At 70.8% G+C, this 13,167-nt stretch carries 10 protein-coding genes and 4 pseudogenes; 11 read left to right on the forward strand and 3 right to left on the reverse strand.

Annotated elements, in window-relative coordinates:
• Positions 1–167: 167 nt before the first annotated feature.
• Positions 168–434: a GlsB/YeaQ/YmgE family stress response membrane protein gene (locus tag AC3ETA_RS46910; protein ID WP_432199018.1), complete on the forward strand. Its 267-nt coding sequence runs from the start codon at positions 168–170 to the stop codon at positions 432–434.
• 168 nt (positions 435–602) lie between these two features.
• Positions 603–1,178 (forward strand): TerD family protein, encoded by a 576-nt coding sequence (locus AC3ETA_RS46915; RefSeq protein ID WP_432199019.1) that lies wholly within the window; start codon positions 603–605, stop codon positions 1,176–1,178.
• Between the two features lie 96 nt (positions 1,179–1,274).
• Here the strand turns inward: AC3ETA_RS46915 and AC3ETA_RS46920 are convergent.
• A pseudogene (locus tag AC3ETA_RS46920) lies at positions 1,275–1,694 on the reverse strand (transposase); the annotation flags it as partial.
• A 161-nt stretch (positions 1,695–1,855) separates the two neighbouring features.
• Between AC3ETA_RS46920 and AC3ETA_RS46925 the strand changes: the two are divergent.
• The 3 genes from AC3ETA_RS46925 (at position 1,856) to AC3ETA_RS46935 (ending at position 5,581) form a co-directional block, all read left to right on the forward strand.
• A complete protein-coding gene (locus AC3ETA_RS46925; RefSeq protein ID WP_432199020.1) occupies positions 1,856–2,746 on the forward strand; it encodes a YihY/virulence factor BrkB family protein in 891 nt (296 codons plus the stop codon).
• 185 nt (positions 2,747–2,931) lie between these two features.
• Entirely contained in the window at positions 2,932–4,371 is a 1,440-nt protein-coding gene (locus AC3ETA_RS46930) for an SGNH/GDSL hydrolase family protein (protein WP_432199021.1), read from the forward strand.
• 208 nt (positions 4,372–4,579) lie between these two features.
• The gene (locus tag AC3ETA_RS46935) at positions 4,580–5,581 is read left to right on the forward strand and encodes a TIGR00341 family protein (protein WP_432199022.1); all 1,002 of its coding nucleotides are present in this window, start codon (positions 4,580–4,582) and stop codon (positions 5,579–5,581) included.
• A 40-nt stretch (positions 5,582–5,621) separates the two neighbouring features.
• On the opposite strand, the pseudogene AC3ETA_RS46940 reads toward AC3ETA_RS46935, so the two are convergent.
• A pseudogene (locus AC3ETA_RS46940) lies at positions 5,622–6,123 on the reverse strand (phosphotransferase); the annotation flags it as partial.
• On the opposite strand from AC3ETA_RS46940, the pseudogene AC3ETA_RS46945 reads away from it, so the two are divergent.
• The 5 genes and pseudogenes from AC3ETA_RS46945 to AC3ETA_RS46965 form a co-directional block, all read left to right on the forward strand.
• Positions 6,080–6,910: pseudogene (locus AC3ETA_RS46945) on the forward strand (GMC family oxidoreductase); the annotation flags it as partial. The pseudogenes AC3ETA_RS46940 and AC3ETA_RS46945 overlap by 44 nt on opposite strands.
• The gene (locus AC3ETA_RS46950) at positions 6,907–7,035 is read left to right on the forward strand and encodes a hypothetical protein (RefSeq protein ID WP_432199023.1); all 129 of its coding nucleotides are present in this window, start codon (positions 6,907–6,909) and stop codon (positions 7,033–7,035) included. The pseudogene AC3ETA_RS46945 and the gene AC3ETA_RS46950, both read left to right, overlap by 4 nt.
• Positions 7,036–7,082: 47 nt before the next feature.
• Positions 7,083–7,187 (forward strand): annotated as a pseudogene (locus AC3ETA_RS46955) (hypothetical protein); the annotation flags it as partial.
• 29 nt (positions 7,188–7,216) lie between these two features.
• Positions 7,217–7,876: an amino acid permease gene (locus AC3ETA_RS46960; protein WP_432199024.1), complete on the forward strand. Its 660-nt coding sequence runs from the start codon at positions 7,217–7,219 to the stop codon at positions 7,874–7,876.
• Complete coding sequence (locus tag AC3ETA_RS46965; RefSeq protein WP_432199025.1) at positions 7,788–8,126, forward strand: hypothetical protein; 339 nt, start codon at positions 7,788–7,790, stop codon at positions 8,124–8,126. The genes AC3ETA_RS46960 and AC3ETA_RS46965 overlap by 89 nt, the downstream gene beginning before the upstream one ends.
• A gap of 16 nt (positions 8,127–8,142) precedes the next feature.
• On the opposite strand, the gene AC3ETA_RS46970 is transcribed toward AC3ETA_RS46965, so the two are convergent.
• The gene (locus tag AC3ETA_RS46970) at positions 8,143–11,628 is read right to left on the reverse strand and encodes a SpoIIE family protein phosphatase (RefSeq protein ID WP_432199026.1); all 3,486 of its coding nucleotides are present in this window, start codon (positions 11,626–11,628) and stop codon (positions 8,143–8,145) included.
• A gap of 285 nt (positions 11,629–11,913) precedes the next feature.
• On the opposite strand from AC3ETA_RS46970, the gene AC3ETA_RS46975 reads away from it, so the two are divergent.
• Positions 11,914–12,798 (forward strand): NAD-dependent protein deacetylase, encoded by an 885-nt coding sequence (locus AC3ETA_RS46975; RefSeq protein WP_432199027.1) that lies wholly within the window; start codon positions 11,914–11,916, stop codon positions 12,796–12,798.
• Positions 12,799–13,167 lie beyond the last annotated feature (369 nt).

Here is a 13,167-nt window from a genome sequence, read left to right on the forward strand (position 1 = left end):
GCGCTGCCGCCCCGGTTGCCGACCGGACATCGTATGGACGCCCCACGGCCGTCCAGCGCGTCTCGGACCCACCATCGCGCCATCTACAAGAGTGTAGAAGATAGGGTGCCCGGACATGCACTTCCGCGGGCCTCAGGGACAGCGAACAACACAAGGAGAGTGGGGACATGGGCGTCATCGCATGGTTGGTGCTGGGGCTTCTCGCCGGGGCCATCGCCAAGGCCATCCTTCCGGGACGCGACCCGGGCGGACTCATCGGCACGACAATCATCGGGATCGCCGGCGCCTTCATCGGAGGCTGGCTGTCGGCGAAGTTCCTCGACCGGCCGGTGGAACGGGAATTCTTCGACGCCGCCACATGGGGGTCGGCCGTCGCGGGCGCACTCGTTCTCCTGATCGGCTACCGCCTCCTCTTCGGCAACTCCCGCGACTGACCGGCCACTTCACGGGGCGCAACACATTCCGGCCGGGCGCGACACGGCCGAACCGCGAGGCGGTGCCGGCCGTCCTCATTTTCTACAGTGATGTAGATTTCTGGTCCCGGGCCTCCGGCTCGACATAACGCATTAAGCTCGACATAACGCCTTAAGAAGGAGTACGCAGTGGGAGTTTCCCTGTCCAAGGGCGGCAACGTCTCGCTCAGCAAGGAGGCGCCGGGCCTCACGGCCGTCCTGGTCGGGCTGGGCTGGGACGTGCGCACCACCACCGGCACCGACTACGACCTCGACGCCTCCGCTCTGCTGCTCGACGGCTCCGGCAAGGTGGCCTCCGACGGGCATTTCGTCTTCTACAACAACCTCACCAGTCCGGACGGTTCGGTTGAGCACACCGGCGACAACCTCACCGGTGAGGGCGAGGGCGACGACGAGGCGATCAAGGTGAACCTCGCCACCGTGCCCGCCGAGATCGACCGGATCGCCTTCCCGGTCTCCATCCATGACGCCGAGAACCGGGGTCAGAGCTTCGGGCAGGTCCGCAACGCGTTCATCCGGGTCGTCAACCAGGCCGGCGGCGCCGAGATCGCCCGCTACGACCTGTCCGAGGACGCCTCGACCGAGACGGCGATGGTCTTCGGCGAGCTGTACCGGAGCGGCGCCGAGTGGAAGTTCCGGGCGGTCGGCCAGGGCTACGCTTCGGGCCTGGCCGGGATCGCCGCTGACTTCGGCGTCAACGTCTGACCACCGTCGGCCCACCCCTCCCGGTTCCCGCCCGGAGGGGTGGGCCGGCAACACCTTCGTCCAGTACACAACTGAGGATTTCGCTTCGGGGTGACGTCATGGCAGCGTCCAGGTGAAGCCGGTCTCGGTGATGAAGCCGTCGAGGAGGCCGGGACGGCACTGCATCTTCTTCAGCCGGGTGCGGGTGAGAGCCGCGAGGGCGTCGACGGCGCAGGCCGCAAGGTTGCCCAGGTCGTTCTTCAAGTTCGCCCACACACCTTCGGCCGGGTTCAGGTCCGGCGCGTAGGCCGGCAGACGGAAGACGGTCAGCCACTGCTCCCGGGCGGCCAGTAACTCGCGCATCAGCGTGTCCTTGTGCTGGGTGGAGTTGTCCCAGACCAGCACGATCTTCCCGCCGAGCTGCTGGTGGGCAGCGTCCAGCAGCTCAGCGAAGTCTCGCTCCTTGAAGCCGTTCTTCTCGCCTCGCCAACCGGGGTGATGCACCAGCATCCGGTAGATCAAGCGTGTCCGCTCACCCGGTCCCGCTCCGAACTCCCTGCTGACGGCGGCCTCCGGCGCGCGTACCCTGGCCCCGTCCGTCCAGCATCCGCAGCGCCCACCCAACCGCCCGCCCGTGCCCCGGGCCCAGCGACGTGACGCCCCGGGCCGTCACGTAGCGTTCACCGACGGGACACTGTGTGACCACCGACCAGTCGGCATATCCCCCGGCTCGCCACCCGCACCCGCACCCGACGGCTGTACGGAGCCGCCGCCACTGGTGGATCGCGCTGCGCAGGACACCGGCGGCCCTGTGGAACGAGGACGCGACCGACTGGGCCGCCGCGCTCACCTACTACGCGGTACTCACCATCTTCCCCACCCTGCTCGTGACGGTCTCACTGATCGGGGTCGCCGACACCCCCGCAGCCGCGCACCTCGCCGACCAGGTGGCCACCGTCGTCCCGGCGCGCTCCCGCCCAGCCATCCTGCGCGCCCTGAACAGCATGGCCGACCAGCAGACCCCGGCACGGCTGCTGGCCGCCTTCGGCACCGTGGGCGCCCTGTGGTCGGCTTCCAGCTACCTGAGCGTCTTCCGCCGGGCCCTGCACGCCATGAACGGCGTCAAGGACCGCCGCCCGCTGTGGAAGCAGGCCCCCCTCACCGTGCTCACCGCGCTCCTCCTGCTGACGCTGCTCGTTTCCAGTGCCCTGGCCCTGGTCCTCACCGGCGACGCGGCCCGCACTGCCGGCCGGATCCTGGGAGTCGACGGCGTCGGCATCGCGGCATGGAACATCGGGAAGTGGCCGCTGCTTGCGTGCCTGGCCACCGTCCTGGTCCTGGTGCTGTTCCGCTCCGGCCAGACCACCGCCTACGGCCTGCGCCACCGCGCCGTCGGCGGCCTGCTCGCCGTCGTCCTGTGGCTGCTGGCCTCCGCCGGCTTCACCCTCTACACCAGCTACGCCGCCTACGACCGCCTCTACGGGTCCCTCGCGGGCATCGTGGTCTTCCTCGTCTGGCTGTGGATCTCCAACCTTGCCCTGCTCACCGGAGCACAGTTCAACGCCGAACTCGCGGCTCTCCGCCGCTGACCGGCCCGCTCCGCCCGGGGCTGTCCCAGCACCGGGCCGCGCAGCACGGCTGGCCGCATGCACGACGCCCCGGAGGGGTACTGTCACACCCCTGGCACGACGCCGGGGCACCAGCAATGTCCACAGCCCGCCCCATGGACATACCGATGGGCCGCCCCCGGACGCAGGCCGAGCGGAGGACCCGTATGCGCCCGTGGTTTCGCCGGATACCGACCGTCCTCGGGTACGCCGCCGCCGTCCTGGCCGTGGCCGCGCTGTCCGTCTGGCTGTCGGTGCGTGTCACCCCCCTGCAGACCGTCACCCCGGTCGGCCAGACCGTGCAGGTGGGCGCGGCCACCCCGGACCTGAGCATGTCAGGACCAGGAGAACTCGAGCTCTTCGGCCAGGTCATCCCCACCCAGCCCCGCTTCGAAGGCCCGATCCGGCCACGCCTGAAACTCACCCACATCTCCTTCAACGCCCAGGCAACCGCCCTCACCAAGCCGGGAGGCGCCGAGGCCGCCGCGACGGACCTGAGCCGGCAGCTCACTGCCGCCTGGACGCGCTACCTGTTGTGGGAGACGCTTGTCGCCACGGGATTCGCGGCACTGATCGCCATCGCCGTCGCGGGCATCCGCCGCTCCAGCCGAACGACGATGCTGAAAATGCTCGGCGTCGCCGTGGCGGGCGTGTGCGCGCTCAACGCCCTCGGCGTCTACCTCCTGGCCTCCGCCACCCCCGCCGCGCTGCGGCAAGTCCGCGGCATCGAGGATCTGGTCGGACCGAGCACGCCCACGCCGGTCCAGGCCGTCGGCGCACCCGCCCGGCCGGGAGTCCAGGCGGTGGTCCTCGGAGACTCCACCGCCGCCGGGATCGGCAACGCCCCGCTGGACGACCCCACCCCCACCGACAAGGCATGCGGGCGCAGCAAGGACGCCTACGCGGTCTACCTCGCCGCGGCCAACAACTGGAACACCCTCAACCTGGCCTGCAGCGGCGCCACCGTCCGCGACGGCCTCCTCGGCCCCCAGCAGCGCGGCACCACCGAGGTCCCGCCCCAGCTCGCGGTCGCCCTGAAGGCCACGAAAGCCTCGGTGATCATCGTCAGTATCGGCGCCAACGACATCCACTGGTCCACCATGACAGCGCTCTGCGCCGCCGCGAAGACCTGCGACGACAAGGCGTCCACCGCCTACTTCCAGCAGCAGATCAACGCGTTCAGCGCCGACTACTACGACCTGCTCGACAACTTGGCCGCACTGCCCCAGCACCCCCGGGTACTGATCAACGAGTACTACAACCCCTTCGGCGAGAGACTCGACTGCCTCAAGAACCAGAACATCACCACCGCCAAGACCAAGACCCTCAAATACCGCCTCGACGAACTCAACTCCGTACTGCGCCAGGGCGCCCAGACCTTCGGCTTCACCGCCGTGCCCCAGCACTTCGACGGCCACCGGCTCTGCAGCAAGCAGCCCTTCGTCCAGGGGCTCGACGCGAACGCACCACTGCACCCCAACGCGGCCGGCGAACTCGCCATCGCCCTCGCCGACCAGCAGGCACTCTCCCGCACCGGCACCAGCACCGGCACCGGCACCGGCACGCCCACCCCGAGCGCCGGCGCCTGGGCCGGGAACAAGCCGTAGCCACCGGCGAACACACCTCCCGACCACGGTCACGCCCCACCCACCCTGCCCCTGCACGTCGGCCCGTACCCCGCCGCCGCCCTCGTCACGGGCTCCACCGCGTACTCGCGGACCGGCCCCACGGCCGGCGGGCTCAAGAAGCCGTACTTGTTCGCACGAACCGTGTCCTGTCCACCGCCATCAGGGCCCTCGTGGTTGGTTGTAAGGCATGCTCAGCCGAGTTCGCGCCCTGATCCTGCCCACCTCCCAGCGCCGCTCGTTGGACGAACTGGCGCACGATCTGGACCTGTCATCCGGGGACACCAGGTCCAAACGATCGGCCTTCTGGACCATGCTGACCCTGTCGTCGGTCATCGCGGCCGGCGGAGTACTCACGGACTCGACGGCCACGGTCATCGGCGCGATGATCATCGCGCCGCTCTCGACTCCGATCATGGGCATCGCCCTGGGCTCGGTACAGCGCCGACGGACCGGATCGGCCAAGGTCGTCCTGGCCGCCTGCACGCTGGTGATCGCGGTCGGTGTGGTGTTCTCCCTCGTGCTCCCCGGCAACTACGACCTGCTCTCCAACAGCCAGATCGCGTCCCGTACGTCGCCTGGGCTGATGGATCTGATCGCCGCCCTGGCGACAGGTTTCGCCGGCGCGGTGGCGCTCGCCCGGCGGGACGTCGGCGCCGTGCTGCCCGGGGTTGCGATCGCCATCTCTCTGGTCCCGCCGCTCGTCGTGGTCGGAGTCTGCCTGGGGCATCTGGCGGGCTGGCTCGCGCTGGGCGCATTGGTCCTGTTCGTGTCCAACTTCTTCGCCCTGATCTTCGGCGGCATGATGATCTTCGGCGCGCTCAGCTACGACGCCCAGCACGACCAGGCCACTGGGCGGCCCGCGCGCAGGGCCTACGCCGCCCTGGGCCTGCTGTTCGTCGTCGTGTTCGTGCCCCTCACGGCCAACACCGCACTGACCCTCCTGATCGACGTCTGGACCAGCCGGACCAAGGACGCCGCCGAACAGTGGCTCGCCCAGTCGCCCGGCGCATCCGTCACCAGTGTCCAGGCAGCATCGCGCACCATGCAGATCCACGTCCGCTCCCCCGAAGACCTCCCGCCGGTACAGTCCCTGCTCGACCGGCTCGAGGGCCAGATCCCGAACGGCATCCCCATCGTCGTGGACACCCAGCGCGGCCGGCGCATCGACGCCGGAACCGTCGGCGACTGAACCCTGGAGGCATACCCGACGCCTGCCCGGCATCTTTCGATGACGTCGCCGAGGTGCTCCTCGTGACCGAGCGTCAGGGTGGCGAGGTCGTACAGGGCGTCGCCCCGGCCCGCCTCGGATCAGTCGATGATGCCGGTGACCTCGTCGCCGTCGACGAAAACGTGATCGATCTGCAGGTCGCCGTGCGCGAATGCCGGAGGCCACGGCCGCAGCCCGGCCTCGGCGCCCTGTCGGTTACGGGTGACCAGGTCGGCAGGCGCAACGCCGTTCGTCACGAGCAGCTCGCATTCGCCGTCGAGGCTGCGCACCCTACGGTTGCGCGGCTGATCACATGCCACTGCCGGCGTTCTCGCGCACGGCATCGACCGCTGCCAGGTCAGGCCACCGCTTCGGCGTAGTCCGGGCCAGAGCCCAACTCGCCTTCGCACCGCCCCAACCGGCGGATCAACACCCAGGTCAGCCATCCCCGCCGAATCTCTAGCCCACCCGGGTCCTCCCGACGGCGCCGGATTCTTCTCGCTGGCCCACCAGCCGGAGGGCAACCTGCGCTCCTCCGCCTCCGTCGCCTATCTCCACCCGGTCCTGGACCGGCCCAACCTCACGCTCCTGCTGGAGACCTGGGCCCACCGGCTCCTCGCCGACGAGTCGGGGCGGACGACCCGCGTCGCCGTCCGCGGCGACGACGGCGAGCCGGCCACCGTGCGCGCCGAGCGTGAACTCCTGCTGTGCGCCGGCGCCATCGACACTCCGCGCCTGCTGATGCTGTCCGGTATCGGCCCGGCCGACGACCTGCGCGGCCTGGGCGTCCCGGAGTTGGGCGGCAGCGGGCCGGCAGTACGGGGTGTGCATGACGCCGAACGTGCCGCGTGCCCGCTCCACCGGCCGCATGTGGCTGCGCAGCGCCAACCCCGCCGAGCACCCCGCCCTGGACTTCCGGTACTTCACCGACCCCGAGGGCCATGACGAGCGCACCATCGTGGACGGACTGAGGAGCGCCCGCGAGGTCGCCGCCACCGACCCGCTGCGCGACTGGCTCGCCGGCGAGGTGGCGCCCGGCCCGGGCGTCGTCTCCGACGCCGACCTGTCGGAGTACGGCAGCCGTGCGGCACACACCGTCTACCACCCGGCAGGCACGTGCAGAATGGGCGCCCGGACGACCCGATGGCCGTCCGCGACCCGGAGTTGAGGGTGCGCGGCGTCGAGGGCCTGCGGATCGTCGACGCGTCGGTGTTCCCGACGATGCCCACCATCAATCCCATGGTGACCGTCCTGCTCGCCGCCGAACGTGCCGCCGACCTGCTCACCGCGGGACACGGGGCGCGGCGATGACCGGTGCCCAACCGCCGGCACCCGCGTCCGACGTCCCGGCAGGAGAGCCCGGCTCGGAGTTCCGCAAGGACATGGGCCCCTGGGCGAACTTCGCCCTCGGCTTCACCTACCTCTCCCCCTGGTGAGCACCTGCACCCTCTTCGGCACCGCCATCGTCGAGGGCGGACCGCCGATGGTCTGGGCGTTCCTGATCGCCGGCTGCGGTCAGTTCCTCGTCGCGCTGATCTTCGGCGAGGTCGTCGCCCAGTACCCCATCGCAGGCGGCGTCTACCCGTGGGCCCGGCGGCTGTGGGGGAAGCGCTGGGCGTGGATGACCGGCTGGGTGTACATGTGGGCGACACCTACGGCATCGAGCAGAACGGCTCCTACCTGCCTGCGTTCCTGGCCGCCGCGATCATCGGCCTCTACCAGTACTACGGCTTCGAGGCGTGCGGCGACACCGCCGAGGAGGTCGCCCACCCCGGCCGGGTCATCTCCCGCGCGTTGCGCCGCACCATCTACATCGGCGGGGCCGCGGCCACGTTCACCTGCATGTCGCTGCTGCTGTCGGTCACGGACTTCAACGCGATCATCTCCGGCGAGCAGGCCGACCCGGTGGTGGACGTGCTGTACGACGCCATGGGCGAGACCGGGGCCCGACTGGTCATGGCCGTGGTGCTGATCTCCTTCCTGTCCTGCACCATCAGTCTTCAGGCCGCCGCCGGGCGACTCATCTACTCCTACGCCCGTGACGAGATGATCGTCGGGCACCAGCTGCTGCGACGGTTCTCCCACCCCCGCGCGGTGCCGGGCTACGCGCTGTTCGTGTCCGCGGCGATCCCGCTGCTCATCGCCTTCGCCTCACTGCTCCGAGGACGCCCTCACCAACATCGTCTCGTTGGCCATCCTCGGCAACTACGGCTCGTTCCAGATGGTCGTCCTGGCCGCGCTCCGCGCCCGGCTCAAGGGCCGGCGCCCGGCAGGTGAGTTCACCCTGGGGCGGTGGGGTCTCGCGGTGAACGTCGCGGCGCTGGTCTACGGCATCCTCGCCATCATCAACATCTCCTGGGCCCGCTCCCCGGAGAAGTCCTGGTGGGAGAACTGGATCGTCCTGCTGTGCGGTGCGGTCGTCGTGGGCACCGGCCTGCTCTACATGTTCACCACCCATCACTACGGCCGCGGGGACGCCCCCGCCGGTGACGCCGTACCGGAGAAGCAGGGTCTGCCCTCCGACTGACCTGCGGGGCGCCGGTTCAGGGCGATGGTTCCGCCGTGGCGGCGAGCAGGGCGGTGTCGTCGTCGACCCGGTCGGGGGTGTTCAGCAGTTCCAGGGCCCGTTCGGTGATCTGCTGGGGGTCGGTGCGGGCGGTGGCGGGCAGCGTGGCGCAGGTCTGCCGCAGGGCCGCGAGACAGCCGTCCAGGGACAGGGCACGGTTCTCCACCAGGCCGTCGGTGTACAGCAGGAGGCTGGTGCCGGGCGGGAACGCCACCTCGTGGTCGACCGGGGTGCTGCCCAGTCCCAGCGGCAGCGCCGGGGGCAGCTCCAGATAGGAGATGTCGGCGGCTATCAGCAGGGGCGGCAGGTGACCGCTGGCGGCGTAGCGCAGACGGTGACGGTGGGGGTCGTAGACCGCGTAGAGGCAGGTGGCGAAGCGTTCGGTGGCGATCGACTGCAGGTATGCGTCGAGCCTGGCCAGCACCTCGGCCGGGCCGGCGCCCTCCATCGCGAGGCTGTGCAGGGCGGAGCGCAGCTGGCCCATCACGATGGCGGCATCCACGTCGTGGCCCATGACGTCGCCGATGGCGAACCCCACCCCGCCGTCGGGCAGTGCGAGCACGTCGTACCAGTCGCCGCCGACCTCGGCGCCTCGGGTGCTGGCCCCGTAGTGGGTGGCCAGGCGTACCCCGGGCACGTGGGGCAGGCTGTGGGGCAGCAGGGCCCGCTGCAAGGTCAGGGCGAGGCGGCGCTCGTTGCGGTAGCGGGTGGCGTTGTCGTAGGCCAGGGCCAGGCGATGGGCGAGGTTCTCCAGATACTTGTGTTCGACCGCGTCGTAGCCGGCCTGCCGGACCAGTACCAAGGCCCCCAGCGTCCGGTCGTGAGCGTGCAGCGGCAGGGCCAGTGTGGAAGCGGGTGACGGGTGCGGGCCCGCTGGGGCCGGGGCAGTTCCGTTGATCGCTTGAGTGGCGGCGGTGGCCAGGGCCTCGCGGGCGAGCACGGGGGCGCCTGCGGTGTAGGCCGGGGGCGCCTGCGCCGGGGCGGTTCTCGCGTCGGTGAGGTGGATGCTGATCTGGTCGGCGAAGTCGGGAAGCAGGATCTCGCCGGCGGTCTCCAGGATCTGGTCCGGGTCGAGGGTGGCGGACAGCCGCAGGCCCGCGTCGGCCAGGGAGGCCAGTACGGCGAGCTGGTCGCGGGTCTCGGTCAGGACCTGTTCGCGCAGCTGCGACAGCTCCAACCCGGTGCGGACGCGGGCCAGCAGCTGGCGCGCCGAGAAGGGTTTGGCCAGGTAGTCGTCGGCGCCGGCCCGGCGGCCCTGCACGGATTCCTCCTCGCCGGCGCGGGCGGTGAGCAGGACGATGGGCAGGCGCGCGGTGCGTGGGTCGGCGCGCAGCGCCCGGACCAGCTCGAAGCCGTCCATGCGGGGCATCATCACGTCACTGAGCACCAGGTCCACCGGTTGCGCCAGTGCCATCTCCAGGGCGGCCCGGCCGTCGGCGGCGGGCAGCACCTCGTAGTCGGGCTGGAGGAGCTGGGTGAGGTAGGCGCGCATGTCGGCGTTGTCGTCGACGACCAAGAGGCGGGGCCGGTCGGTTTCGGGCGGGTCGGGACTCTGAGGGACGCCTTGGTTCGCGGGGGCATGCGGGATGGGTGCGGGTGCCGCAGAGCCGGCGGGGTCAGGCGTCAGCCAGCCCATTGCCTCGTCCGCATAGGCCGCCGCGCGGCCCGGCCGGGCGCCCTTTCCGGAGGTTTCCCCGGAGGGCGCGACGCCGGTCGCGGGCGGGGCTGGAGGGGCGCGGTGGGCGTCGGCGAAAGGGAGGTCCACGGTGACGGTGGTGCCCTGCCCGAGAAGGCTGTCCACACTGACGGTGCCGTCGTGCGCCTCCACCAGATCCTTCACCAGCACCAGGCCGAGCCCGCTGCCCTCGTGGGAGCGGGAGCGGGCGCCGCGGACCCGGTAGAACCGCTCGAACAGGCGCGGCAGCTCGCTCGCGGGGATGCCGGTGCCGGTGTCGGTCACAGTCAGGCGGGCCCGGTCGCCGGCCGCAGCCACCTGCACCCGGGCGCCGCCGGTGAAGGTGAACTTCAGGGCGTTGCTGAGCAGGTTGAGGATGATCTTTTCCCACATCTCCCGGTCCAGGGACACCGGATCGGGCAGCGGCGGGCAGTCCACCTCCAGCGTCAGCCCGGCCGCCTCGAAGGCGGAGCGGAACACCCCGGCCAGCTCGGCCGTGGCAGCGGCGAGGTCGACCGGCTCCAGGGTCGGGCGTAGCTGCCCGGCCCCGGCCTTGGCGACGTCCAGGAGGGTGTTGACCTGCTTCAGCAGGCGCAGGGCGCCGCGCTCGGCCAGCTCCAGCTGCTCGCGCCGCTCGGGCCGGGCCTCGTCGGCCAGGGCCTGCTGGAGCGGGCCCAGGAGCAGGGTGAGCGGGGTGCGCAGTTCATGGCTTACGTTGGCGAAGAAGGTGGTCTTGGCCCGGTCCAGCTCGGCCAGGGCCTCCGCCCTCCGGCGCTGCTCGTCGTGGGCGAGCGCGGCCGTGAGCGCCCCGGCGACAGCGGCGGAGAGCACCTCGAGGAAGTCCCGGTAGGTCCCGGCCGGCGGGAAGCAGGGATTGACGCCCACGACCAGGACGCCGCCCATCTGCCCCGCGCAGTCCAGCGGCAGGGCCAGCGCCTCCTCGACGGGGAGCCAGGAGGCGGCGGTGTGTCGCCCGGCCGTGTCGCCGTCGGTGAGCGCGGTGGCGGGCAGCGTGGCAGGGGCACCCTCGGCGGCCACCCGCGCCAGTCGGGCCGCGGTCTCTGCCCCGTCCGCCGCGCTGCGCGAGAACTCCTCGTCCGTCGGCTGGAGCCCGGCGGATGCGACCAGTCGCAGCTTCCCCGGCTCGGCGGCCAGGTACAGGCCCATGAACGGGATCTCCTCGGGATACGAACCCAGCAGCTCCGCGACGACGCGGCAGACGTCGTCCGGGGTGGGCAGCCCGGCGGTACGGGCACCGGTCTCGCTCAGCAGGCGCAGCCGGCGCTCGCCCAGCACCCGGCCGGTGGTCTCGGTGATGATCTGGAGAACACCGCCCGCGGTGCCGTCGTCCAGCAGCACGGGCTGGAAGGAGGAGTCGAAGTAGCACTGTTCCGGATAGCCGTGGCGCTCCATGATGAGCGGCTCGTCGGGGATCAGCAGGGACTTGCGGGTGTCGATCACATAGTGGAAGTGGGAGCTCACGGGGTGGGCCCAGACTTCCGGGAACACGTCCTTGTAGGGCCTGCCGAGTGCCCAGGGGTGTTTGGCGCCGACGATGGGTGAGGAGCCGAGGTTGTACAGCGTGGCGAACTCGGTGCCCCAGTACAGGGCCATCCCGTGCTCGGAGGTGAGCATGAGGCGCAGGGTGTCCACGAGGGGCCCCGGCCAGGACTCGGGGGACCCGAGCGGCGTCGCCGCCCACTCGATCCCGGCCAGAAGCTCGCCGAACACGCCGGCCTCGGCGAACATCCGGGCCGCCGCGGTGCGCGGGTCTTCGGGCCGGGTCATCGAGAAGTCTTCCTCCTGGCGCCGGTGTGATTCGCCCGCGCCCTCCCAGGGCCGCTGACGGTCACTCGCTGCGAGCCTTCCGTGCAGATCGGACGCCGGATCCGATAGTTCTGGCGACGCTCCTGCCAGAATTACAGCATTAAAGCTGCCTAAAATGCGATTTTCGGGTCACGGCTGCGGCGCCATTCGCCGTCGAGCACACGCGCACGTCCTCACAGCCGGGGCCGCGTCCAAGCCGCCGCGCGACAGAGAACCTGAGGGCGGCCCCCTGCGTACTCTGACGGCATGCGCATGCGCCCCACTCTCTCCTGGGCCCCGACCCGGGACTGGCCGTCGGCCACCACGGACCTGGAGCCGGTCACCGATGCCCTGGACACCGGCGGCGTGCTGGTACTCAGCGGGGCGGGCATCTCCACGGAGTCGGGTATCCCCGACTACCGGGGCGAAGGCGGGAGCCTGAGCCGGCACACGCCGATGACCTACCAGGAGTTCACCGCCGACGACCAGGCCCGACGTCGATACTGGGCACGCAGCCATCTCGGCTGGCGCACCTTCGGCCGAGCCCGCCCCAATGCCGGGCACCGGGCCGTGGCCGCATTCGGGCAGCGCGGTCTGCTCACTGGTGTGATCACACAGAATGTCGACGGCCTGCACCAGACCGCCGGCAGCGAGAAGGTCGTGGAGCTCCATGGAAGCCTGGAGCGGGTCGTCTGCCTCTCCTGCGGCACTTTCAGCCCGCGCCGTGAACTGGCAGAACGCCTGGAGGAGGCCAACGCGGGCTTCGATCCGGTGGCCGCAGTGATCAACCCGGACGGCGACGCCGACCTCACCGACGAACAGGTCGGAGACTTCCGAGTCCTGCCCTGCACGCTCTGCGCGGGCATCCTCAAGCCTGACGTGGTGTTCTTCGGCGAGAACGTCCCTCCGCCACGGGTCGAGCACTGCCGCGCGCTGGTCCGCGCGGCGACCTCGCTGCTGGTCCTGGGCTCTTCACTGACGGTGATGTCCGGGCTCCGGTTCGTTCGTCAGGCGGTCGAGACCGGCAAACCGGTACTGATCGTCAACCGGGACCCGACACGGGGCGACCGCGACGCCGTCACCCGCGTCGCCCTCCCACTGGGAACAGCCCTCACCACCGTCGCGGAACAGCTCGACATCCAGATCGACTGAAGCCCTCGCGGCGACCCGACCTCGTGCGCCGACAAGATCGACCCCACTCAGCGCGCCGTTGGGGCGTGGGCGGGCGCCCCCGAACCAGGGCGCGGTTGTGCGGGGGCGGCCCGAGCCTTGTCGTCCTGTCACCGAGCAAGGCACCACGACGGTATCGCTGAGCCGCAGTTCTCGCGCCCCGTACTGGATCGGCCGGGTGACCCGGCGGGCCTGCCAGGTCGTCAGTCGCCGAAGTAGGCCTTGGCGACGGCGTAGGTGTCCTCGTAGAGGTGGTAGCGGGTGATCCGCCCGTCCCGGACCGTGGTGTGCAGGGCGAACGCGGTGTCGATGTCGCGGCCCGTCTTCTTGACCTCGGAGACCATGCGCCCG

It is taken from the genome of Streptomyces sp. bgisy027 (genome assembly GCF_057710365.1).

Excerpts from the sequence above, each read along its gene's own strand:
- AC3ETA_RS46910 (WP_432199018.1), top strand. The coding sequence starts at position 168 with ATGGGCGTCATCGCATGGTTGGTGCTGGGGCTTCTCGCCGGGGCCATC.
- AC3ETA_RS46930 (WP_432199021.1), top strand. The coding sequence starts at position 2,932 with ATGCGCCCGTGGTTTCGCCGGATACCGACCGTCCTCGGGTACGCCGCC.
- AC3ETA_RS46935 (WP_432199022.1), top strand. The coding sequence starts at position 4,580 with ATGCTCAGCCGAGTTCGCGCCCTGATCCTGCCCACCTCCCAGCGCCGC.
- AC3ETA_RS46950 (WP_432199023.1), top strand. The coding sequence starts at position 6,907 with ATGACCGGTGCCCAACCGCCGGCACCCGCGTCCGACGTCCCGGCAGGA.
- AC3ETA_RS46970 (WP_432199026.1), bottom strand. The coding sequence starts at position 11,628 with ATGACCCGGCCCGAAGACCCGCGCACCGCGGCGGCCCGGATGTTCGCC.
- AC3ETA_RS46975 (WP_432199027.1), top strand. The coding sequence starts at position 11,914 with ATGCGCATGCGCCCCACTCTCTCCTGGGCCCCGACCCGGGACTGGCCG.